General features: G+C 41.6%; 20 protein-coding genes and 1 pseudogene. 1 reads left to right on the top strand and 20 read right to left on the bottom strand.

Going from position 1 to position 22230, the window contains the following annotated elements:
- Nucleotides 1-105: 105 nt before the first annotated feature.
- Entirely contained in the window at nt 106-1263 is a 1158-nt protein-coding gene (locus tag PMI_RS15220; RefSeq protein ID WP_012368611.1) for an RNA-guided endonuclease InsQ/TnpB family protein, read from the bottom strand.
- Between the two features lie 22 nt (nt 1264-1285).
- On the opposite strand from PMI_RS15220, the gene tnpA reads away from it, so the two are divergent.
- Complete coding sequence (gene tnpA, locus PMI_RS15215; protein ID WP_012368599.1) at nt 1286-1702, top strand: IS200/IS605 family transposase; 417 nt, start codon at nt 1286-1288, stop codon at nt 1700-1702.
- A gap of 93 nt (nt 1703-1795) precedes the next feature.
- On the opposite strand, the gene PMI_RS15210 is transcribed toward tnpA, so the two are convergent.
- The 19 genes and pseudogenes from PMI_RS15210 to asnC all read right to left on the bottom strand — a co-directional run bounded on the left by PMI_RS15210 (nt 1796) and on the right by asnC (nt 22218).
- The gene (locus PMI_RS15210; protein WP_012368610.1) at nt 1796-2923 is read right to left on the bottom strand and encodes a TIGR03364 family FAD-dependent oxidoreductase; all 1128 of its coding nucleotides are present in this window, start codon (nt 2921-2923) and stop codon (nt 1796-1798) included.
- 64 nt (nt 2924-2987) lie between these two features.
- Complete coding sequence (locus tag PMI_RS15205; RefSeq protein WP_004246580.1) at nt 2988-3998, bottom strand: putative 2-aminoethylphosphonate ABC transporter substrate-binding protein; 1011 nt, start codon at nt 3996-3998, stop codon at nt 2988-2990.
- Nucleotides 3999-4043: 45 nt separating this feature from the next.
- Nucleotides 4044-5735 carry a putative 2-aminoethylphosphonate ABC transporter permease subunit gene (locus PMI_RS15200; protein ID WP_012368609.1) on the bottom strand — a complete coding sequence of 564 codons (1692 nt, stop codon included), beginning with the start codon at nt 5733-5735 and terminating at the stop codon, nt 4044-4046.
- Nucleotides 5736-5747: 12 nt separating this feature from the next.
- Nucleotides 5748-6788, bottom strand: a pseudogene (locus PMI_RS15195) (putative 2-aminoethylphosphonate ABC transporter ATP-binding protein).
- Between the two features lie 475 nt (nt 6789-7263).
- A complete protein-coding gene (gene glmS / locus PMI_RS15190; RefSeq protein ID WP_004246586.1) occupies nt 7264-9090 on the bottom strand; it encodes a glutamine--fructose-6-phosphate transaminase (isomerizing) in 1827 nt (608 codons plus the stop codon).
- A 157-nt stretch (nt 9091-9247) separates the two neighbouring features.
- Complete coding sequence (gene glmU, locus PMI_RS15185) at nt 9248-10621, bottom strand: bifunctional UDP-N-acetylglucosamine diphosphorylase/glucosamine-1-phosphate N-acetyltransferase GlmU (protein ID WP_004246587.1); 1374 nt, start codon at nt 10619-10621, stop codon at nt 9248-9250.
- Between the two features lie 150 nt (nt 10622-10771).
- Nucleotides 10772-11188 (bottom strand): F0F1 ATP synthase subunit epsilon, encoded by a 417-nt coding sequence (locus tag PMI_RS15180; protein ID WP_004246588.1) that lies wholly within the window; start codon nt 11186-11188, stop codon nt 10772-10774.
- 21 nt (nt 11189-11209) lie between these two features.
- The gene (gene atpD, locus PMI_RS15175) at nt 11210-12592 is read right to left on the bottom strand and encodes a F0F1 ATP synthase subunit beta (protein WP_004246589.1); all 1383 of its coding nucleotides are present in this window, start codon (nt 12590-12592) and stop codon (nt 11210-11212) included.
- Nucleotides 12593-12626: 34 nt separating this feature from the next.
- Entirely contained in the window at nt 12627-13490 is an 864-nt protein-coding gene (atpG, locus tag PMI_RS15170) for a F0F1 ATP synthase subunit gamma (protein ID WP_004246591.1), read from the bottom strand.
- A 57-nt stretch (nt 13491-13547) separates the two neighbouring features.
- Nucleotides 13548-15089 carry a F0F1 ATP synthase subunit alpha gene (atpA, locus tag PMI_RS15165; RefSeq protein ID WP_004246592.1) on the bottom strand — a complete coding sequence of 514 codons (1542 nt, stop codon included), beginning with the start codon at nt 15087-15089 and terminating at the stop codon, nt 13548-13550.
- 14 nt (nt 15090-15103) lie between these two features.
- Nucleotides 15104-15637 carry a F0F1 ATP synthase subunit delta gene (gene atpH / locus PMI_RS15160; protein ID WP_004246594.1) on the bottom strand — a complete coding sequence of 178 codons (534 nt, stop codon included), beginning with the start codon at nt 15635-15637 and terminating at the stop codon, nt 15104-15106.
- Nucleotides 15638-15649: 12 nt separating this feature from the next.
- Nucleotides 15650-16120 (bottom strand): F0F1 ATP synthase subunit B, encoded by a 471-nt coding sequence (gene atpF / locus PMI_RS15155; RefSeq protein ID WP_004246595.1) that lies wholly within the window; start codon nt 16118-16120, stop codon nt 15650-15652.
- Nucleotides 16121-16181: 61 nt separating this feature from the next.
- Nucleotides 16182-16421 carry a F0F1 ATP synthase subunit C gene (gene atpE / locus PMI_RS15150; protein WP_004246596.1) on the bottom strand — a complete coding sequence of 80 codons (240 nt, stop codon included), beginning with the start codon at nt 16419-16421 and terminating at the stop codon, nt 16182-16184.
- Between the two features lie 45 nt (nt 16422-16466).
- A complete protein-coding gene (atpB, locus tag PMI_RS15145; RefSeq protein WP_004246597.1) occupies nt 16467-17291 on the bottom strand; it encodes a F0F1 ATP synthase subunit A in 825 nt (274 codons plus the stop codon).
- 31 nt (nt 17292-17322) lie between these two features.
- Entirely contained in the window at nt 17323-17700 is a 378-nt protein-coding gene (atpI, locus tag PMI_RS15140) for a F0F1 ATP synthase subunit I (protein ID WP_004246598.1), read from the bottom strand.
- Nucleotides 17701-18314: 614 nt separating this feature from the next.
- Nucleotides 18315-18941, bottom strand: coding sequence for a 16S rRNA (guanine(527)-N(7))-methyltransferase RsmG (gene rsmG / locus PMI_RS15135; protein ID WP_012368608.1), 627 nt, complete (start codon nt 18939-18941; stop codon nt 18315-18317).
- Nucleotides 18938-20836 (bottom strand): tRNA uridine-5-carboxymethylaminomethyl(34) synthesis enzyme MnmG, encoded by a 1899-nt coding sequence (gene mnmG, locus PMI_RS15130; protein WP_012368607.1) that lies wholly within the window; start codon nt 20834-20836, stop codon nt 18938-18940. Before mnmG ends, rsmG begins: the two co-directional genes overlap by 4 nt.
- Nucleotides 20837-21215: 379 nt before the next feature.
- Nucleotides 21216-21656: an FMN-binding protein MioC gene (gene mioC / locus PMI_RS15125; protein WP_004249871.1), complete on the bottom strand. Its 441-nt coding sequence runs from the start codon at nt 21654-21656 to the stop codon at nt 21216-21218.
- 100 nt (nt 21657-21756) lie between these two features.
- The gene (gene asnC, locus PMI_RS15120; protein ID WP_004246603.1) at nt 21757-22218 is read right to left on the bottom strand and encodes a transcriptional regulator AsnC; all 462 of its coding nucleotides are present in this window, start codon (nt 22216-22218) and stop codon (nt 21757-21759) included.
- Nucleotides 22219-22230 lie beyond the last annotated feature (12 nt).

Raw genomic sequence — 22230 nt, 5'->3', positions numbered from 1 at the left:
ACCTGAATATTTTGACATCCTCCACGCCCTAAAGGACGTGGATCCCTACTGCGTTCAGACTGATGTCTGAATCACCTCGGCGGGTTCCTGCTTCGACGGGCGGTCTCACTGCACCCTCCCTCCACGGGCAAGCACGGCATGTCCTGCCGCTAAAATGTTACGTGCCCCGTTGATATCAGCATTCGCTGTATATCCACATTCAAGGCACTCGAATTGACTTTGTGACTGGCGGTTTTCCTTTGCTGTATGACCACAGCAAGCGCACTTCTGACTGGTGTAGGCTGGTGGTATTGCCAGTACCTGACCACCTCGCCAGAGCTGCTTGTACTCAAGCTGACGGCGCATTTCATACCAGCCCTGCTCCAGTATTGCGCGGTTTAAACCAGATTTAGATTTTACGTTCCGTCCAGGCCGTTCTGTCGTACCTTTTGCCGATTTAGACATGTTACTGACCTTTAAGTCCTCAATGACAATCATTGCGTGGTTTTTGCTGATTTCGCTGGTGACTTTGTGAAGGTAGTCTTTCCTGATATTGGCAATATGAGTATGCAGACGTTGAATTTTGCGCTTTTGTTTTTGCCCGTTGGCACTGAATGTGATTTTACGGCTTAATTTCCGTTGAAGCCTTGCCAGCTTTCGCTGGTTTACTTTAAAACTGCTGACGGGCGGGTATACCGTACCGTCTGAAAGCGTGGCCAGCTTTGTAACGCCTGCATCAAGCCCGACTATTGAGGTTGATTCATGTTGTGGTTCTGTCGCTTCATACTCAGTCTGAATGCTGACGTACCATTTACCGCATGACTGACTGACCGTGACGTTTCTCACTTCTCCGACGACTTCACGACTGTTGCGGTAGCGCATCCATCCCAACTTTGGCAATGATATACGACTATTGGATTGATCGAGCTTCACGCCCTGCGGGTAGCGAAAAGCGTCATTTTTACCGCGTTTCTTGAATCGAGGAAAAGCGGTACGTTTCTGGAAAAAATTCTTGTAAGCCCGTTCCAAATCTTTAAGTGACTGTTGTAACGGTTGTGATGGGGCTTCCTTCAACCATTGTGTCTCTGTGTCAGATTTCCACTCAATGAGCCATGAAGCCATTTTTGTATAGGGAATGTATTTATTCCCTGCTTCGTAATTCTCATTCTGACGTGCTAATGCCCGATTGAAAACAAAACGACAAGCCCCTGCAAAGCGTCTCATCTCACGCTCTTGCTGACCATTGGGTCTTAACTGGAATTTAAAGGCTTGTAGACGTTTCATATTACCTATTATACTTTGGTCCATGAAAAATGAAACTAATATTCGCCGTGGCAGACATTGTGTATTCCTGATGCACGTCCATTTGGTCTTTGTCACAAAATACCGGCGAAAAATATTTGATCAGGATGCAATTGAAAAATTGCGAGGCTACTTTGCCAGTGTTTGTGCTGATTTTGATGTTGAACTGGTTGAAATGGATGGGGAACGGGATCACGTTCATTTACTGATTAATTACCCGCCAAAACTGGCGATATCTAATCTGGTTAACAGCCTTAAAGGGGTATCGAGTCGATTACTTCGACGTGATCGTCCTGATATTGCCCAACGTGATTACTACAAGGGGGTTCTTTGGTCGCCAAGTTATTTCGCGGGGAGTTGTGGTGGCGCACCAATATCCATTATCCGCCAGTACATTGAGCAACAGGAAACACCGAGTTAGTTAAAAAACCGCGCCTTATATCCCCGACCTGAAGGACGGGGTTTTACGGTGCTTTGGATAATTAAAAAATAACTTCACATCCCTAATGCAAGATTAATCAAATAGTTGACGAATATTTTGTTCACCTAAACCAGGCCCAACACTCATTCCTAAACCCGTTCGCATCAATACTGCAGTGACTTTTTCACTCGGCGTTAAAATTGAAATCGGCTCCTTTCCTTTTGCCCCATAAACCCCTTGCCAACGCTCTTTTACTTGAACCGAACAACCTAATGTGTGCTCAGCTAACTCTATCAGGAGGTTATCAACCTCTTCGCTGTTAAAAGGCTGTGCATCTAAGCTATATTCATGAGAATCACCAATAATAAGATCGCCATAAGGAGTCGGGGTAATTAATAAATGAATACCATACTGCTCAATCAACGGCGATTGCATTTTAATTTCTTTCGCTAAAGCCTGTGCCTCAGGTAAATCAGCAAATGCACCATAGTGAGTACAACTTAATCCCGTCATTAGCGCATGCGCCAATCCAATATTTTGCTCTGCTGTCACTCGCAACATCTGCAGGCGGCAAACTATAGGATCAAGCTTTTTTATTTCGTCAGCCAATAATGTTTGATAATCGTGCCCTGAGCAGACAATGATCTTTTCTGCACTAAATGTTCCATTACTGGTGATCAATGTCCCCGTATCTACATCAATATCCCGTACTAATGTGGAAAAATAACTCGTTACATTAGCTAAGCTGCCTAGATAAGCCGCTAACTGTGGGATCGCTTCTCGCGAAAATAGCACCTGATCTTCTTTGCCATGCAACGCCGCTTTATGGTGTTGTAATTGACCACCATAAACCGTCGCTAATTGTGTTTTAGAAAGTAATTCACAATCATAGCCATAGGTTTTAGCTCGACCATCGACAAAGGCTTCAAGAACAGCTTGCTCAGATTGTGTACGTGCTAATAGATAAGTCCCTTTTTGACGCGTTAAAAATTTAGCCTGTTTGGCCATAGTTGCCCAAATTTCACGACTATTTTTTGCTAAATCTAGCATTTTTCCCGGCGCTTGACCCAAAATTAATCCGTGACCAAAATTACGTACAGAAGCGCCCACAGGCGTGTAACTGCGCTCAAAAATAGCAACACGTAAACCTCGCTGAGCCGCTGCATATGCATGAGATAAACCAATAATGCCCGCACCAATAACCGCAATATCAAATTTCATATGACACCCTAAACCAGATAGAGTGCATCGCACCCTATCTATTAATTAATAAAGTAAAAAATAATTATTTTGCACTCTTACCGTCATAGCGCTTACGCCATTCAGTTAAAATGGTGTCGCGCTTTTCAGCTGCCCAAATAAAATCATTTTTAATTAAACGTTGAGCATAATCGCGAGGTAATTCTGTTTGGCTTACGGGTACACTGGTATTGGCTAATACAGCAAAATTAGCACTATAAAGCTTCATCGCTTCCTTTGAGGCGGAAAAATCAGCTAATTTTTGCGCGGCATCTCGCTTATTAGTTCCTTTGATTATCGCCGTTGCTTCAATATCCCAACCCAATCCTTCTTGCGGTAATATGATGTCTAGTGGTGCCCCTTGTCGTTTCAATTGGATCGCCGGATATTCAAAGGATATGCCTATCGGGTATTCCCCCGATGCAGCCATTTTGCAGGGTTTGGAGCCAGAATGAACATATTGACCAATATTCTGATGCAACTTGTCCATATATGCCCAACCCTCTTGTTCACCAAATATTTGTAACCAAGCACTTACATCTAAAAATCCAGTGCCTGATGATGCCGGATTTGGCATAACGATTTTGCCTTTGTATTCAGGCTTAGTGAGATCTTGCCAAGAAGTGGGTTTAGATAACCCCAATTTTTGTGCTTCTATCGTGTTGTAGCAAATCGTTGCCGCCCAGACATCCATACCAACCCAAGTTGGCGGGTTGTTGCTATCACGAAATTTCACATCAATATCATCTAACTGCGCCGGAGCATAAGGCTCAAGCATATTTTGCGCTTTTAATATTGCTAAACTTGATGCAGCTAATCCCCACACAACATCGGCTTGAGGACGATCTTTTTCTGCTAATAATTTAGCGGTGATAATCCCCGTTGAATCTCTTACCCATTTTATTTTTATATCAGGATATTTAGCCTCAAATGCTTGTTTATAAGCTTGTAATTGTTCACTTTCTATTGCGGTGTATACCGTAATTTCAGTCGCTGCAAAGACCGTTCCCGCAGAGAATAATAAGCTGGTGGCAAGTATCAGTTTTTTTAACATCATGCGATTTTCCTAGTATTGCTATGTGAGAGAATTAAACCTTTAAATTTATTGTTTAGCTTCACGCTGATGCCACGCTTGTGTACGGCGAAGAACACCTTGCGAAGCAATAGATAACAATATCGAAACTCCTGCCGAGGTGGTTAAAATCAATGTCGACATAGCTGCCGCGCCACCAATATTGCCCGCATCATCCATATTTAATACCGCAACCGCGGCTAAAATAGTGTCTGGGCTATAAAGGAAGATCGCCGCGGAAACCGTTGTCATAGCAGAAACAAATAGATAACGATAAATATCTAATAATGCCGGCAAACAAAGAGGAATAGTGATACGCCAAAAGTGACGATATAAAGGCGCTTTTAAGGATAATGAAGCTGCCTCGAATTCTTTATCTAACTGGCGCAGTGCCGTGCTCGCAGTCATATAGGCAGTAGTGAAAAAGTGTGCAATGGAGCACAGCACTAATAACACCATACTGCCGTATAAAAAGTTCAGTGGATTATTCGGTAAGTTAAAGAAAAATACATACCCTAATCCCAACACTAACCCCGGAACGGCCATCGGTACAAAACTTAACATACGTAGCAGATTGTTAAGCCAAGAGTGAGAAGCCGTTTTCTCTATTAAGTAAGCGCCCATAAAGATCAGAAAGCAGCCGATAGTGGCAGTGTAAAATGCCAAAATAATACTGTTGGTATAGGCGAGCCATCCCCCAGGCAATCCTTCAAAATTATAATGACGTAACGAAAACGATAAGTTATAAGGCCAGAACTGAATAAAAGAGGAATAAACGGCCGTACCGAATACCAATAAAAATAGCGCGCAAATAAGCATCACAAATATTAGATAAAGCGTGTCACGCTGAAAATTAGCTTTTGGTAAATAGAATTGGGCACGCGAGCTCATTGCATCACGTTGACGTTTACGTAACCAAACATCGACACCGAAGGTCAACAATGCAGGTAGCAATAACAACATACCGATTAAAGCACCGCGGCCAAATTGTTGCTGACCAAGCACGGCTTTATAGGCTTCTAACGCCAGTACTTGATAATCTCCGCCGACGACAACCGGAATACCAAAGTCAGTAATAGTTAACGTAAATACCAAGCACAATGCTGCGAAAATCCCATGTCGGCTCGATGACCAAGTGACACTACGAAAAGTGCGCCAAGAAGAGGCCCCTAAGCTAGATGCAGCATCAAATAAACGAGCATCAGACATGGATAATGCGGAGAGTAAAATCATTAGCGCATGAGGAAAAGTGTAGATCACCTCACCAAGCACTAATCCCCAATAACCATAAATACTCTCTGTGAGTAAGCTACGCAATAGCCCTTGGTTACCAAATAGATAAACCAATGCAATACCCGGTAGCATAGAAGGAGCGAGTAAGGGTAATAGTGATATTCCACGCCACAAGGATTTAAAAGGGATCAAGGTGCGATGTAGAGCATAAGCAAACAGGTAAGCCAGTGGCACCGTAATAACAGCAACGCTTAGCGAAACACTAATACTGTTACCCACCAACCACAGAAAATTAGCACTGGTGAACAAATCAATGGCAGCCTGAAAACCACCACCTTGTGATATATCAGGCGTAAAACCTCGCCAGAAAATAGCCAATAAAGGCAATAAAACCCCAAGAATAAGTAAGCAAATAATAAATAACTTACCACCAGCAACAAATAAACTATCTAAACGATTAATAGATTTGGTAGGTACTATCACTGACATTATCTCGCTACCTTACGCAAATATGTGTAGTTCATTAGCCGGTAAAGTCACTTTAACTTTACCGTTTTGAATACTATGTAGCTCAGCAGCAGAGATCTCGGCTTGTAATAAATGTCCCGGTAAATGGTCTAATTCAAACTTCATAATGCAACGACTTCCCAAAAACACCACATTTTGTATATTGGCATCGTATTGATTATGTTTGTTTTGTATTGGGTTAATTTTGATTGATTCAGGTCGACAAAAGAGACGCCCTTGATTATGAGGTATTGCAGTATGTTTTAATTGGACTTCTCGTGAGCCAATCATCGCCTCACCGTGCTGATTTCTATTGAAAGGTAACCAGTTACCTTTTCCTACAAACTCTGCAACAAATGGTGTTTGTGGATGGTTGTAAATCTCTTCACTACTGCCGTACTGCTCAACCTTGCCGTTATTCATTACAGCTATCCTATCGGCCATCAGCATGGCTTCATCTTGATTATGAGTGACCATTAGCGTAGTGATATTTAAGCTTTGCTGTAAATTACGTAGCTCCACACACAAATGTTCACGCACTTGTGCATCTAATGCCGACATTGGCTCATCCAGTAATAGTAAAGAAGGGGCAGGAGCCAAAGCACGAGCCAATGCCACACGCTGTTGTTGACCGCCAGATAATTCTCCTGGATATTTTTTCTTTCGGTCTTGTAAACCAACTAACTCCAGCATTTCATTAACGCGATTTTTAATCACATTACGAGGCTGACCGGCTAAACCATACGCAATATTCTACTGTACCGTCAGGTTAGGAAATAATGCATAGGACTGAAATAAGATCCCATAGTCACGGGCTTGAGGGGGAAGGTGTGAGATGTTGTTATCGTAATTAAAGATACTACCGTGATCTTGTGTTTCTAATCCGGCAATACAACGTAATAATGTGGTTTTTCCACATCCAGAAGGCCCTAATAGGCAGACTAACTCGCCTTGTTTAATCTCTAAAGAAACACCATCTAAAGCAATAAATTGATTAAATCTCTTTTGAATATTCTCTACACGAATATGTGGCATTGAGCCATTTTGTGAGTTTATATTGAACTGTAACATATCGCTTACCACGCCAATTTATGATGATTGACTAGAGATTAAGCGACAATGATTAAAGTTTTATGAAAATTTAAAACTGATTTATATTTTTTTTAAATGACTAGTCACTAGACTATTATTACAAAGATAAAATATAGATTTTAAATTTATATTGTAGAAAGATTATTAATAACATCTCTATTATTTTTAGGCGTTACATTAAAAAGATACCTTATTGATTTTATTTTAATTTTCTTCGATATATTTATAGTAATAATATATTTATCTGATAAAAAAATAAAAACCTTACGCACTTTTTAATCTATTCACTTTTTACACTGGTATTTATTTTTGTAATGTTTTTTAATAACAAAGAACTTAAAAATAATAGTGAGTTAAAAATGCCCCGCACCTAAAATTAAGATACGGGGCAAAATTGGCAATAAACTATTAAATAATATTACTCAACAGTCACTGATTTAGCCAAGTTTCGAGGCTGATCGACATCAGTCCCTTTAATTAACGCCACATGATAAGAAAGTAACTGTAATGGTACAGTATAGAAAATTGGCGCAATTAACTCTTCAACATGAGGCAGAGAAATCAGTTTCATTGTTTCACTTTCTTCAAAGCCAGCATCTTGATCGGCAAACACATACAGTAAACCACCACGAGCGCGCACTTCTTCAATATTAGATTTTAATTTCTCTAATAATTCATTATTTGGCGCTACGATGATAACGGGCATATCAGCATCAATTAAAGCAAGAGGTCCATGTTTTAATTCACCAGCCGCATAAGCTTCTGCATGAATATAAGAGATCTCTTTTAACTTTAATGCGCCTTCTACCGCTATTGGATATTGATCACCACGGCCTAAGAAGAGTGCATGACTTTTTTCTGAGAAGTCTTCTGCTAAAGCTTCAATCACTTTATCTTTCGACAACATACTTTCAATACGGCTCGGTAGTGCATGAAGCGCCATTGCAACTTGTTGTTCAAGGGCTTCAACACCTTTAATGCGTCCCATATAGGCCACTAGCATTAATAAAACGGCCAGTTGCGTTGTAAAGGCTTTGGTTGATGCAACCCCAATTTCAGCCCCTGCTTTAGTCATTAGCACAAATTCAGATTCGCGAACTAAAGAAGAGCCAGCCACATTACAAATTGCCAGCGATGATAAATAACCTAACTCTTTTGATAAGCGTAATGCTGCTAGAGTATCTGCCGTTTCACCTGATTGAGATAAGGTTATCAGTAAACTATTGCGACGAGTCGCTGGTTTGCGATAGCGATATTCTGATGCAATTTCCACATCACAGGGGATCCCCGCTAAAGATTCAAACCAATAACGCGATACCATACCTGCGTTATAAGATGTACCGCAGGCAACAATTTGAATATGTTCCACTTGAGATAAGATCTCTGGTGCTTTAGATCCTAACTCACTAAGATCAATACTTTCTGCTTTTAAACGCCCTTCAAGGGTGTTTTTAATGGCTAAAGGCTGTTCGTAGATCTCTTTTTGCATATAGTGACGATAAATACCTTTGTCACCCGCATCATATTGCACATTCGATTCAATAATATCACGATTAACTTCTTCGCCATTAACATCATAAATATGCACATGACGACGAGTAATTTCGACAATATCGCCTTCTTCAAGGTAGATAAAGCGGCGAGTAACAGGCAATAAAGCCAGTTGGTCAGAAGCAAGGAAGTTTTCCCCAACACCAAGACCTACCACCAGTGGGCTTCCTGAGCGTGCTGCCACTAATAGCTCTGGTGTACGACTATCCATAATGACAGTACCGTAAGCACCACGTAATTGAGGGATCACACGCTGTACGACTTCACGTAATGTGCCGCCTTGGCGCTGTTCCCAATTGACTAAGTGAGCAATAACTTCAGTATCAGTTTGAGAGGCAAACTGATAGCCCCGGTTAATTAACTCAGCTTTTAGCTCTTGGTAGTTTTCAATAATCCCATTATGTACCACGGCAATAGTGCCGGAGACATGAGGATGAGCATTATCTTGACAAGGTTCACCATGGGTTGCCCAACGGGTATGAGCAATACCTGTACCACCAATAACTTGTGTTTTTTCTGCTTCTTCTGCCAGCATCTGTACTTTGCCAACTTCACGCAGACGTGTCATATGACAATCATTATCGACAACAGCTAACCCCGCTGAATCATAACCGCGGTATTCTAAACGACGTAAACCTTCAATTAAGATTTCTGCGATATCGCGTTGTGCAACTGCACCTACTATTCCACACATTGTGTTATTCCTAAAACTGTGCGTTTTTCGCACTTGATGTCTTTATACCTGATTATTTTGTTCCCCAAGCCATGGTAGAAAACGGGGATATTTTTGTTTTTAGAATAATAGCGTACAAGAAAAGGGCGATAATGAAATATACGCCCTTATCTTAAAATTATTGTTTTTTCTTCACCGGACGTTTCCAGCCAGAGATATGTGTTTGCTTAACTCGACTAATGACTAATTCGTTTTCGTTGACATCTTTTGTCAATGTTGTACCTGCACCAATTGTTGCGCCATTGGCCACGCAAACGGGGGCAACAAGTTGAGTATCAGAGCCGATAAACACATCATCACCAATGATAGTTTTAAATTTATTTGCACCGTCATAGTTACAAGTGATAGTGCCAGCGCCAATATTCACATTAGCACCCACTTCAGTATCACCTAAATAAGTAAGATGACCCGCTTTAGAGCCAACGCCTAGACTGGCTTTTTTCATCTCAACAAAGTTACCAACATGAGCTTTGTCTGCCAGCTGTGCGCCGGGGCGAAGACGAGCAAAAGGCCCAACAGTACACTCTTGCGCTAAATTTGCATCCTCGATCACCGTATAAGGGCTGATAATCGAACCATCACCGATCACACAGTTTTTCAGTACACAACCCGTACCAATTTCAACGTTATTACCTAAAGTGACTTCACCTTCAATAATAACGTTAGTATCAATCACCACGTCTTTTCCGTGAGTTAGCGTACCACGTAAATCAAAACGAGCCGGATCAAGCAACATTACCCCTTCAAGTAATAAGCGTTCAGCTTGTTCTGTTTGATAAATACGCTCTAATGCGGCAAGTTGTAAGCGGTTATTAACCCCTTCCATTTCGCTATGACGAGTAGGGTGAGCGGTTTCGATTTTACGACCTTCTTGGTGTGCAAGCGCAATAATATCAGTAATGTAGTACTCTTTCTGAGCATTGTTATTATCAAGCTTCGCTAACCAGCGTTTTAAATCGCCCCCATTAGCAACCAATATACCAGTATTGATCTCTTTAATTTTTAATTGTTCTTCAGAGGCGTCTTTTTGCTCTACGATACCAACAACATCGCCATTTTCGCGAACAATACGGCCATACCCCATAGGGTTATCTAAAATAACGGTTAATAAACCAATGCCACCAGCAGGTTTTACCGCAATTAAACGCTCTAAGGTTTCTTTAGTGATAAGCGGTACATCACCATAAAGCATTAGGATATCTTCATCATCAGCAAAGAAAGGTGCGGCTTGTTGCATAGCATGACCGGTACCTAATTGCTCAGCTTGTAGCACCCAATTGACAGGTTGTGAACCTAATGTTTCTTTCATAAGTTCACCACCGTGCCCATAAACAAGGTGGGTTTGTTGAGCACCAAGGGATTTTGCGGTATCAATGACATGTTGCACCATGGATTTGCCCGCAAGTTTATGAAGAACCTTAGGTAACTGTGAATACATACGGGTACCTTTTCCCGCAGCAAGAATAACAACACTTTTAGCTGAATTAGACATAATTAACCTGATAACTCCCGTAAAGAATGGCAAGTAAACCTGTTTATGCCAAATAATACTACATATTTCGTTACACAAAATATTTCTGAAAGCAAAAAAGCCAGTTAGCTATAACTAACTGGCTTTTTATTCATGGACTGCCTATTTACATTAGCGTCTAGTCAATTCGATTACACGTAGTTTTGCAATCGCTTTGGCTAATTCTGCTGATGCTTGAGCATAATCAACATCACCATGAGAGGATTGAATGTGTTCTTCAGCTTTACGCTTAGATTCCAACGCTTTCGCTTCATCCAAATCACGACCACGGATAGCTGTATCTGCCAGTACAATGACGCCTGTAGGCTGAACTTCGAGAATACCACCAGAAAGGTAGATAAACTCTTCTTCACCCGATGTTTTTACGACACGTACCATGCCCGGTTTTATGGCAGTTAATAACGGGGTATGCTGCGGATAAATACCGAGCTCACCTTCGCTACCAGTTACCTGAATATGTTTGACTTCGCCGTCATATAAATGCTTTTCAGCGCTGACAACTTTCAGGTGGAACGATGTATCGGCCATATCAACCTCCCGTCAGCCGTATTAAAGCTTCTTAGCTTTTTCTACTGCTTCTTCGATAGTACCAACCATGTAGAACGCCTGCTCTGGCAGGTGGTCATAATCACCGTTCAGAATACCTTTAAAGCCACGGATTGTGTCTTTTAGGGAAACGAACTTACCTGGTGAACCGGTAAATACTTCAGCAACGAAGAATGGCTGAGATAGGAAGCGCTGGATCTTACGCGCACGCGCAACAACCAGTTTATCTTCTTCTGACAGTTCATCCATACCTAAGATAGCGATGATGTCTTTCAGTTCCTGATAACGTTGCAGGATAGACTGAACACCACGAGCAACATCATAGTGCTCTTGGCCAACTACCAGTGGGTCTAACTGACGACTGGTTGAATCCAGTGGGTCAACCGCAGGGTAGATACCTAACGAAGCAATTTGACGGCTCAGTACCACTGTCGCATCTAAGTGAGCAAAGGTGGTTGCTGGGGATGGGTCAGTTAAGTCATCCGCAGGTACGTATACCGCCTGAACAGAGGTGATAGAACCTGTTTTGGTTGAAGTGATACGCTCTTGCAGAACACCCATCTCTTCAGCCAATGTTGGTTGGTAACCTACCGCTGATGGCATACGACCTAACAGTGCTGATACTTCTGTACCGGCTAAGGTGTAACGATAGATGTTATCGACGAATAACAGTACGTCACGGCCTTCATCACGGAATTTTTCAGCCATAGTCAGACCAGTCAGTGCAACACGCAGACGGTTTCCTGGTGGCTCATTCATCTGACCGTAAACTAACGATACTTTGTCAAGAACGTTAGAATCTGTCATTTCATGATAGAAGTCGTTACCCTCACGAGTACGCTCACCAACACCAGCAAATACAGAGTAACCTGAGTGCTCGATCGCGATATTACGGATCAATTCCATCATGTTAACTGTTTTACCAACACCCGCACCACCGAACAGACCGACTTTACCACCTTTAGCAAATGGACAGATTAAGTCCATAACTTTGATACCGGTTTCAAGCAGTTCTTGAGAGTTTGATAACTCTTCGTAAGTTGGTGCTTCACGGTGGATTGACCAACGCTCTTCGGTTTCAATCTCACCTTTCATATCAATAGGTGTACCCAGAACGTTCATGATACGTCCTAAAGTCGCTTTACCTACTGGTACTTCAATTGGGTGGCCTAAATCTTCAACCTTTAAGCCACGGCTTAAACCGTCTGATGTACCCATTGCGATACAACGAACGATACCACCGCCTAACTGTTGCTGAACTTCCAGCACCAGTTTTTCTTTACCATTCATAACCTCAAGAGCGTCGTATACTTTAGGGACGCTATCCTGAGGGAACTCGGCGTCCACTACGGCGCCGATTACCTGGACAATCTTTCCAGTAGCCATCTTGAATCCTCTACGTAATTCGTAAACCTAGCTGTTATACCGCGGCTGCACCAGATACAATTTCTGTCAGTTCCTGAGTAATGCTTGCTTGGCGTGCTTTGTTGTACACCAATTGCAGTTCTTTAATCAGATTACCACCGTTATCTGTAGCGGCTTTCATCGCGACCATTCGTGCTGCCTGCTCACTCGCTAAGTTCTCTACGACGCTCTGATAAACCTGCGATTCAATATAACGACGCAGTAAAGTATCCAGTAACGTCTTAGGATCAGGTTCGTACAGATAATCCCAAGATTTTTCTTTCAGTTCTTCATCATCACCTGGTGGTAATGGTAAAACTTGCAGAATTTTAGGCTCTTGGGCCATGGTATTGATGAACTTATTTGCCACCACATACAGTTTATCTAAACGACCTTCGTCATAAGCCTGCAACATGATATTGACTGGGCCGATAAGGTCAGATAGTTGCGGATCATCACCCATACCGGTTACTTGACCGACAACATTCCCACCTACAGAGGCAAAGAATGAAACGGCTTTAGAACCAACAAGGGCTAAATCTACTTCTACACCTTTATCAGACCACTCTTTCATGTCTGCCAGCAGTTTTTTGAACAAGTTAATGTTCAAACCACCACACAAACCACGGTCGGTCGAAACAACCAGGTACCCGACACGTTTAACTTCACGCTCTTCGAGGTATGGATGTTTATATTCCAGATTCCCTAACGCAAGGTGACCAATCACACTGCGCATGGTTTCTGCATAAGGACGGCTGGCTGCCATGCGTTCCTGCGTTTTACGCATTTTCGACGCGGCGACCATCTCCATCGCTTTAGTGATCTTCTGTGTGTTTTGCACACTGGCGATCTTCGAACGTATCTCTTTTGCGCCGGCCATTTCTGCTTCTCCTCATGAACCAGACGGCCTAATGATCATTATTAGGCCGAATAGTTATTACCAGGACTGAGTCGCTTTGAAGTTGTCTAGCACGCCTTTCAGCTTCGCTTCGATTTCTTCGTTATAAGTACCGGTCTGGTTGATTTCTTTCAGTAAATCAGCATGTTCACGAGAAGCATAAGCTAATAAAGCCGCTTCAAATGGCACAACTTTTGAAATTTCAACATCTTCCAGATAACCACGTTCTGCAGCAAACAGAGATAAAGACTGTTGTGCGACAGACATTGGTTCGTACTGTTTCTGTTTCAGCAATTCAGTCACTTTCTGACCGTGGTTCAATTGTTTACGGGTAGCATCATCCAGATCTGAAGCGAACTGAGAGAATGCTGCCAGCTCACGATACTGCGCAAGTGCAGTACGGATACCACCAGAAAGTTTCTTCATAATCTTAGTCTGAGCTGCACCACCTACACGAGATACGGAGATCCCTGGGTTAACAGCTGGACGGATACCTGCGTTAAACAGGTTAGATTCTAAGAAGATCTGACCATCGGTAATAGAGATTACGTTCGTAGGAACGAATGCAGAAACGTCCCCTGCTTGCGTTTCGATAATAGGTAACGCAGTCAGTGAGCCGGTTTTACCTTTAACTTCACCGTTAGTAAAGTTTTCTACATACTCAGCGCTAACGCGCGCTGCGCGCTCCAATAAACGGGAGTGCAGATAGAAAACGTCACCAGGGTAAGCTTCACGTCCAGGTGGACGACGAAGTAACAGTGAAATTTGACGGTATGCGACAGCCTGTTTAGACAGGTCATCATAAATAATCAGAGCATCTTCACCACGGTCACGGAAGTATTCACCCATTGCACACCCCGCATAAGGAGCAAGGTATTGCAACGCTGCTGATTCTGATGCAGAAGCAACAACAACAATGGTGTTTTCTAACGCGCCATGCTCTTCTAATTTACGAACAACGTTCGAAATAGTCGATGCTTTCTGACCGATAGCGACATAAATACATTTAATGCCAGAGTCACGCTGATTAATAATCGCATCGACAGCCAGAGCAGTTTTACCTGTTTGGCGGTCACCGATGATCAATTCACGCTGACCACGACCAATTGGGATCATGGCGTCAACGGATTTATAACCCGTCTGTACAGGTTGGTCGACTGATTGACGGTCGATAACACCTGGAGCAATCATCTCAACAGGTGAGAAGCCATCATGCTCTACAGCACCTTTACCATCAATAGGTTCACCCAGTGTGTTAACTACACGACCAAGTAGACCACGGCCAACTGGAACTTCCAGAATACGACCTGTACATTTAACTTTCATGCCTTCTGCTAAGTCAGCATAAGGACCCATCACAACCGCACCAACAGAGTCGCGCTCTAAGTTTAATGCGATAGCGAAACGGTTACCCGGCAGTGCGATCATTTCACCCTGCATAACTTCGGCTAAACCGTGGATACGAATGATACCGTCACTAACGGAAACAATCGTACCTTCATTGTGAGCTTCACTCACTACATTGAACTGAGCAATGCGCTGCTTGATCAGTTCGCTGATTTCAGTGGAATTCAGTTGCATATGCTCCAGTCCCCTTAAGACTGCAAGACGTCAGTTAATCGCTCTAAACGGCCACGAACACTACCGTCGATGACAAGGTCACCGGCGCGTATAATCATGCCTGCGATAACGGACTTATCAATTTTGCAATTCAGCTTCACTTTGCGTGATAGACGTTTTTCCATCGCTGCAGAAATGTTAGCTAGCTGCTGTTTAGTTAGCTCAATGGCAGAAGTGACTTCAACATCAACCGTTGACTCGAGTACTGCGCGCAATTGAATAAATTGGCTCAATACTTCCGGCAATGTTGATAAACGGTCATTCTCAGCCATAACACGAATTAAGTTCTGAGCATGTTCATCAATTTGATCGCCACAAAGGTCGATAAAGATGTCAGCCAGTTTTTCTGATGCTAAAGAACCAGAAAGTAATTCGGTTACCTGCTCATTGCGTGCAACTTCAGCGGTGAATGCCAGCATAACCTGCCATTTATCGACAGCCTGGTTTTCCACAGCAAAGTCAAAAGCTGCTTTGGCGTAGGGGCGAGCTACCGTTGCTATTTCAGACATGCCCCTCCCTCCTTACAGTTCAGCGACCAGTTTATCAACGATGTCGCTATTAGCAGCTTCATCCACGGAACGTTCAATAATTTTCTCGGCACCAGCGATAGCCAGCATAGCGACTTGTTTACGAAGTTCTTCACGAGCACGTTTACGCTCTGCTTCCAATTCGGATTGAGCTTGTGCAACGATCTTACTACGTTCTTGCTCTGCTTCAGCTTTAGCTTCTTCAATCATTTGAGTGCGTTGTTTATTCGCAGACTCAATGATTGCTTGTGCTTCAGCTTTTGCTTTCGCTAACTGTTCGCCTGCATCGGCTTTCGCTAAATCTAAGTCCTTTTTCGCACGTTCTGCAGAAGATAAACCGTCAGCAATTTCTTTTTGACGTTTTTCAATGGCCGCCATAATTGGTGGCCATACATATTTCATGCAGAACAAAACAAACAGGACAAATGCGATGGCCTGGCCGAGGATTGTTGCATTTAAATTCACAGCACAATACCTCTTTCTTGGTTATTAACTAACTTGATGTTTTTACTGCTCATCACCATCATTAGGCGACAGCAAACATCACGTAAAGGCCCAGACCCACAGCAATCATTGGGATGGCGTCAACCAGACCCATAACGATAAAGAACTGTGTACGCAGAAGAGGGATCAGATCAGGCTGACGAGCAGCACCTTCTAAAAATTTGCCTCCGAGGATTCCGATACCGATTGCAGCACCGATTGCAGCTAAACCCATCATAATAGCGGCAGCCATGTACAGCAGATCCATACTCAGGTTTTCCATGACAGTCTCCAGTTTGTTTCAGTTATTTCTTTAAAGAGTTAATAATTAATGTTCTTCAGATGCCATCGACAGATAAACAATCGTTAGAACCATGAAAATAAAGGCTTGTAACGTAATAATCAGTATGTGGAATATCGCCCAAGGTAGGCTTAATAACCACTGTGACCACCACGGTAACAGACCAGCAATAAGAATAAAGATCAGTTCACCCGCATACATGTTACCAAACAGTCGAAGACCGAGTGAAACAGGTTTTGATAGCAGGCTTACCCCTTCCAGAATTAAGTTGATTGGAATAAATACAGGGTGATTAAAAGGCTGTAACGTCAGCTCTTTAGTAAACCCTTTTACGCCCTTCATCTTAATGCTGTAGAAGAGAATCAGGATAAATACACCAATTGCCATCGAAAGAGTGATACTCACGTCAGCAGTCGGAACGATGCGTAACGCTGGTAACCCTAAGATGTGTTCACCGATATATGGGATAAAATCAATTGGTAATAAATCCAGGGCATTCATTAACAGCACCCAAACGAACACAGTCAATGCCAAAGGTGCAATGACTTTGCTCTTCCCGTGATACATATCACGAACGCTGCTATCAACGAAACCAATGACCATTTCTACTGCAGTCTGGAATTTTCCCGGTACGCCACTGGTTGCTTTTACTGCTACTTTTCTAAATATCCATAGGAACAAAAGCCCCATGAGTACAGAGAAGAAAAGTGAGTCAATATTTAACACCCAGAATGATGGCGTATTTTCAGCATGGGGATTGACCAACTCGAAAGTACGTAGGTCCAACTGAAGGTTATTCAGATGTCCACCTATGTAGTCTCTAGTGGTTAATGCTTCTCCTGATGCAGACATGATGCCAATTACCCTTTTGTTGTTAAAAACGCTAACCGTTTATGACGGCTGGTGCAACGACCTGCATAACAAGCACCGCTAAGTAGGTCATGACCAGTGGTGCAAATGCCGCTTTAAACACTCCTAAAGCAACTATCAGCAAGGCTATTGATAATATAACCTTCAACCCTTCACTGAAAGCAAAAAGCCAGTTTATGCGAACTGAAGCTTCATTTTCATCTACTTTTTGTAAGCGTAGTAATAATAAAAATGCAATATTGGGTAACCAACATGCAATTCCACCTAAAAAAGCAGAAAAGCTCCAGTCTGTACTCTTAAAGTAGAAACCCGCACTGAGAATAACAAAAGTCATAAACTGCAAAAATAACAGTTTCAGTGCAACTTTCCCGCTGTAGAGGGAGACAGACATGACGTTTGTATTCTCCAGACTCGCTATCGTAAAAGGTATTACTGAATAATGTATCAAACTGTCTTTGCTATAAAGTGTCAAGTGACAAAAACGAGCAAATTATACGGGGCGTGGCAATGAATTCAATCAATAAGTAGCGAAAAAGTGAAGAATAATTTAAATTTTTTATGAAGGTTCCATTTATGGAAAATGATTAGCAACAAAAAGCGCAAAAATAATCAGCATAAACAGAAAAAATAATGTGATCTAGAACACACAAAATAGTATATAAATAAATTTTATTTCATAAAAATTATAATAGAGTTAACAAATAACTGCCTTTTTCTGAACAAAAACAGCCAAAAAGAAAAATAATTAATGATTTTTCAATTAAATAAATTAAATATTTTTGAGAATGCATAAATTTATTAATTTATTTTAGAAAGAAAAATAAAAAAATGAGGGGAATACAGGCAATTAAATAAAAAGATAATTATTTGTTACTTAATTGTAAAATATGGGTAAATATGGAATGACGCTATTTTATCCCTTAAAGTAAATAGCGATAACATTGTAAATGTTATCGCTAAAGCACAAAAAATGAAAAAAGAAGCCGATGAATAGCCGTCTACAGTTTAAAAAATAACCAGATGACGCTGTTCATTCAATTCGGGGATCGCTAAATTAATCACCTTTTCAGGCATCTTTAAACCATTTTCAGAAAGCTCATCAAGTTCTTCTTGATGAATCTGCCCTTTTAATGCATAAAAACGCCCGTGTTCTTCAGTGACTAAATGTGAACACCAAGAAAGCATATCTTTCATCGAGGCAAAAGCACGACTAATCACACCATCAAATGGTTTTTCTACTTGATACTCTTCAACTCGATATTGCACAGGTTCGATATTATGCAGAGCTAATTCATGCTGAACTTGTTTCATAAAACGAACGCGTTTACCTAAGCTATCAAGTAACACAAAGTGGTGATCGGGACGCATTATTGCTAAAGGAATACCGGGCAATCCTGGCCCGGTACCAACATCTATGAAGTTGTTTCCTTTAAGGTATTGACTCACAACTATGCTGTCTAAGATATGACGAATAAGCATCTGTTGAGGATCTCTGACAGAGGTCAAATTATATGCTTTATTCCATTTATCGAGCATAGCAACATAAGCGGTTAATTTTTGAGCTTGAACATCAGTTAACTCAATATTGGCTTGCTTTGCCAGCTTTTTTAACCGATTAAGTAAGTCACTCATGATGCACTCCGGCGTAATAAACCTTGTTTTTTTAACCAAACAAGTAAAATTGAGATAGCTGCAGGTGTCACACCGGAGATCCGCGATGCCTGACCTATTGAAGTTGGCTTGTGATCGTTTAGTTTGGCAATAACTTCATTTGATAATCCACTCACCTGTTTGTAGTCGATATCAATAGGCAATGCAGCACTTTCATTACGCAGTTGTTTTTCAATCTCTTCTTGTTGACGATTGATATAACCTTCGTATTTTACTTGGATCTCAACTTGCTCTGCCGCTTGTGGTCTCGAATCATCAATACCAGGAGCAAAACGAGGGATCTTTTTCAAAATCTCATAGGTCATTTCAGGACGACGTAATAAGTCTTCCCCATTCGCCTCTTTAGACAGTGGCGTTTTAAGTAATTGATTGATTTCTTCTAGGTTATCCGCTTTTGGATGAACCCAAATATCTCTTAAACGTTGACGCTCTTTTTCAACTAATTCGACTTTTTCACTAAATTGCGCCCAACGGTTGTCATCAACCATACCAAGTTCACGACCAATTTCAGTTAAACGTAAATCAGCATTGTCTTCACGTAACATCAAGCGATATTCAGCACGTGAAGTAAACATTCGGTATGGCTCTTTCGTACCTAAGGTACAAAGATCATCAACTAATACACCAATGTAGGCTTGATCACGACGAGGGAACCAACCTTCTTGATCAAAAGCATAACGTGCCGCATTAAGACCTGCTAATAGACCTTGCGCTGCTGCTTCTTCATAACCGGTAGTGCCATTAATTTGGCCAGCAAAGAATAATCCGTTGATAAACTTACTTTCGAGTGTTTGTTTAAGATCACGGGGATCAAAAAAGTCATACTCTATCGCATAACCAGGTCGGATGATCTTGGCATTTTCCATACCTTTCATGGAATTTACTATTTGCATTTGAACATCAAAAGGTAAGCTTGTTGAAATACCATTAGGGTAAATTTCATTGCTTGTTAAGCCTTCAGGCTCTAAAAAGATTTGGTGTGAATTGCGATCAGCAAATCGCATCACTTTATCTTCAATTGATGGACAATAACGAGGGCCGATACCTTCAATAACCCCTGCATACATAGGACTGCGCTCAAGGTTATTACGAATTATTTCATGTGTTTGCTCATTAGTATGAGTAATATGGCAAGGCATCTGTTCAGGATGTTGATCCACATTACCTAAAAATGAGAAAACAGGCATTGGATTATCGCCTAACTGTGGCGCTAATTGACTAAAATCGATAGTTCTTGCATCAATACGAGGTGGTGTACCTGTTTTTAAGCGACCTACACGTAAAGGTAATTCTCTTAATCGATGTGATAAAGAGACTGATGGTGGATCACCTGCTCGGCCACCACTGTAATTTTCTAAACCAATGTGGATTTTTCCATCAAGGAAAGTTCCTACGGTTAAAACTACCGCTTTAGCACGGAATTTTAATCCCATACGAGTGACTGCACCCGTTACTTGGTCATTTTCAACAATGAGATCTTCAACGGGTTGTTGGAAGATCATTAAATTAGGCTGATTTTCAAGGGTTGTGCGAATAGCTTGGCGATAAAGTACGCGATCGGCTTGTGCTCTTGTTGCTCTTACTGCTGGCCCTTTACTTGCATTAAGGGTTCTAAATTGAATACCAGCATGGTCGATGGCTGTGGCCATTAATCCACCCATGGCATCGATCTCTTTTACCAGATGCCCTTTACCAATCCCACCAATAGCTGGGTTACAAGACATTTGGCCCAAAGTATCAATATTGTGGGTCAGTAATAGGGTTTGACGCCCCATACGAGCTGCAGCCATAGCGGCTTCTGTACCGGCGTGACCACCACCGATGACAATGACGTCAAAATGTTCTGGATAAAACATGTGTGAACCTTAAATGTTACGAAATGCTGAATGTGTTGCATTGGGAAAACGAATTCTACTCAACTTTTTGACAGATACAAGTGAGCATGATCCGCAGGTAATTATTTAAAGATCTTTTTATTTAAAGATCTCTTTATTAGATCTTTTATTAAGGAAGCGATCCTCTGTGGATAAGTGGATTTTCTATTTAAAGATCATAAAAGTGTAAAGGATCATATACTGTGAATGATCCGTGATCTAGATGCTGATAAGCTGGGATCAAAACAGCGAGTTATACACAGGTCATTTCTGGATATAGGCTTATACAATGGATAACTACGGGTTAACCCCTGCTTTTAAGCATAGTTATCCACATCTGATTGCTGTTTTTTTGTTCGATTTAAAGTAAATTTTTCCAAGTTGTAAGCCATTCCTCTGCTGGATCTTCCGGAATGTCGTGTTCTTGTATATCTATTTCTAGGCGATCACCTAATCGAACAGCCCCTTTTTCTATTAGTTTTTGATCTAATGTTCTGATCGCACCACAGAAAGTGTCATATTCACTACTTCCTATACCTACAGCACCGAAAGAAACTTTACTTAGATCAATGCCGTCTGCTGAGATTTCGTCAGCAAATGGCTGGAGGTTATCTGGGATCTCACCTGCACCGTGTGTGGAAGTGATCACCAACCAGATCCCTTCTTGCGGAAGATCATTAAGAGAAGGCCCATGGTGTAGATCTGTCTCAAATCCCTCTTTAGATAAGATCTCTTCGAGGTGTTCGGCGACATATTCAGCACTACCCATGGTGCTGCCACTAATTAGCGTGACTTTTTTCATTCATGATCTCCTTATGTTCAAGACGCGCTATTGTACGCTGTGAATCACTTGGGATCTACCTGTGGATAATGTGGTTATAAAAAAAAATAGTTTTTTTTCGTTATGGCTTGATTGTCCTTGTTATCGGGTTTTGCAAAGAGATCAAGGTTTCTGTCGATTGGATTTCATCAATAGTCTGAATTTTGTTGATAAGTACGTCTTGAAGCGCTTCGATGCTTTTACACATTACCTTAATAAAGATACTGTATTGACCTGTTGTATAATAAACCTCAACCACTTCATCTAACTTATCTAGCTTATCTAATGCGGTATGGTAGTCTTTGGCACTTTTTAAAATGATGCCAATAAAGCAGCAAACATCAAACCCTAGTTGTTTTTCACTTATATCTACGCGTGTCCCCGTAATAATTCCTGCTTGCTTCATTTTTTCAACACGAACATGAATTGTGCCCGGACTTACTGCAAATTTTTTAGCTAATTCAGCATAAGGTGTTCGAGCATTCGCCATTAAAGCGTGAAGTATGTCACGATCGAGATTATCGATCTGATAAATATTGTCCATAAAATCCCCCTG

It is taken from the genome of Proteus mirabilis HI4320 (assembly GCF_000069965.1).
GTDB classification, from domain to species: Bacteria; Pseudomonadota; Gammaproteobacteria; order Enterobacterales; family Enterobacteriaceae; genus Proteus; species Proteus mirabilis.
Note: the sequence above shows the minus strand (reverse complement) of the source record. Positions and strands in the feature narration are given on the sequence as shown.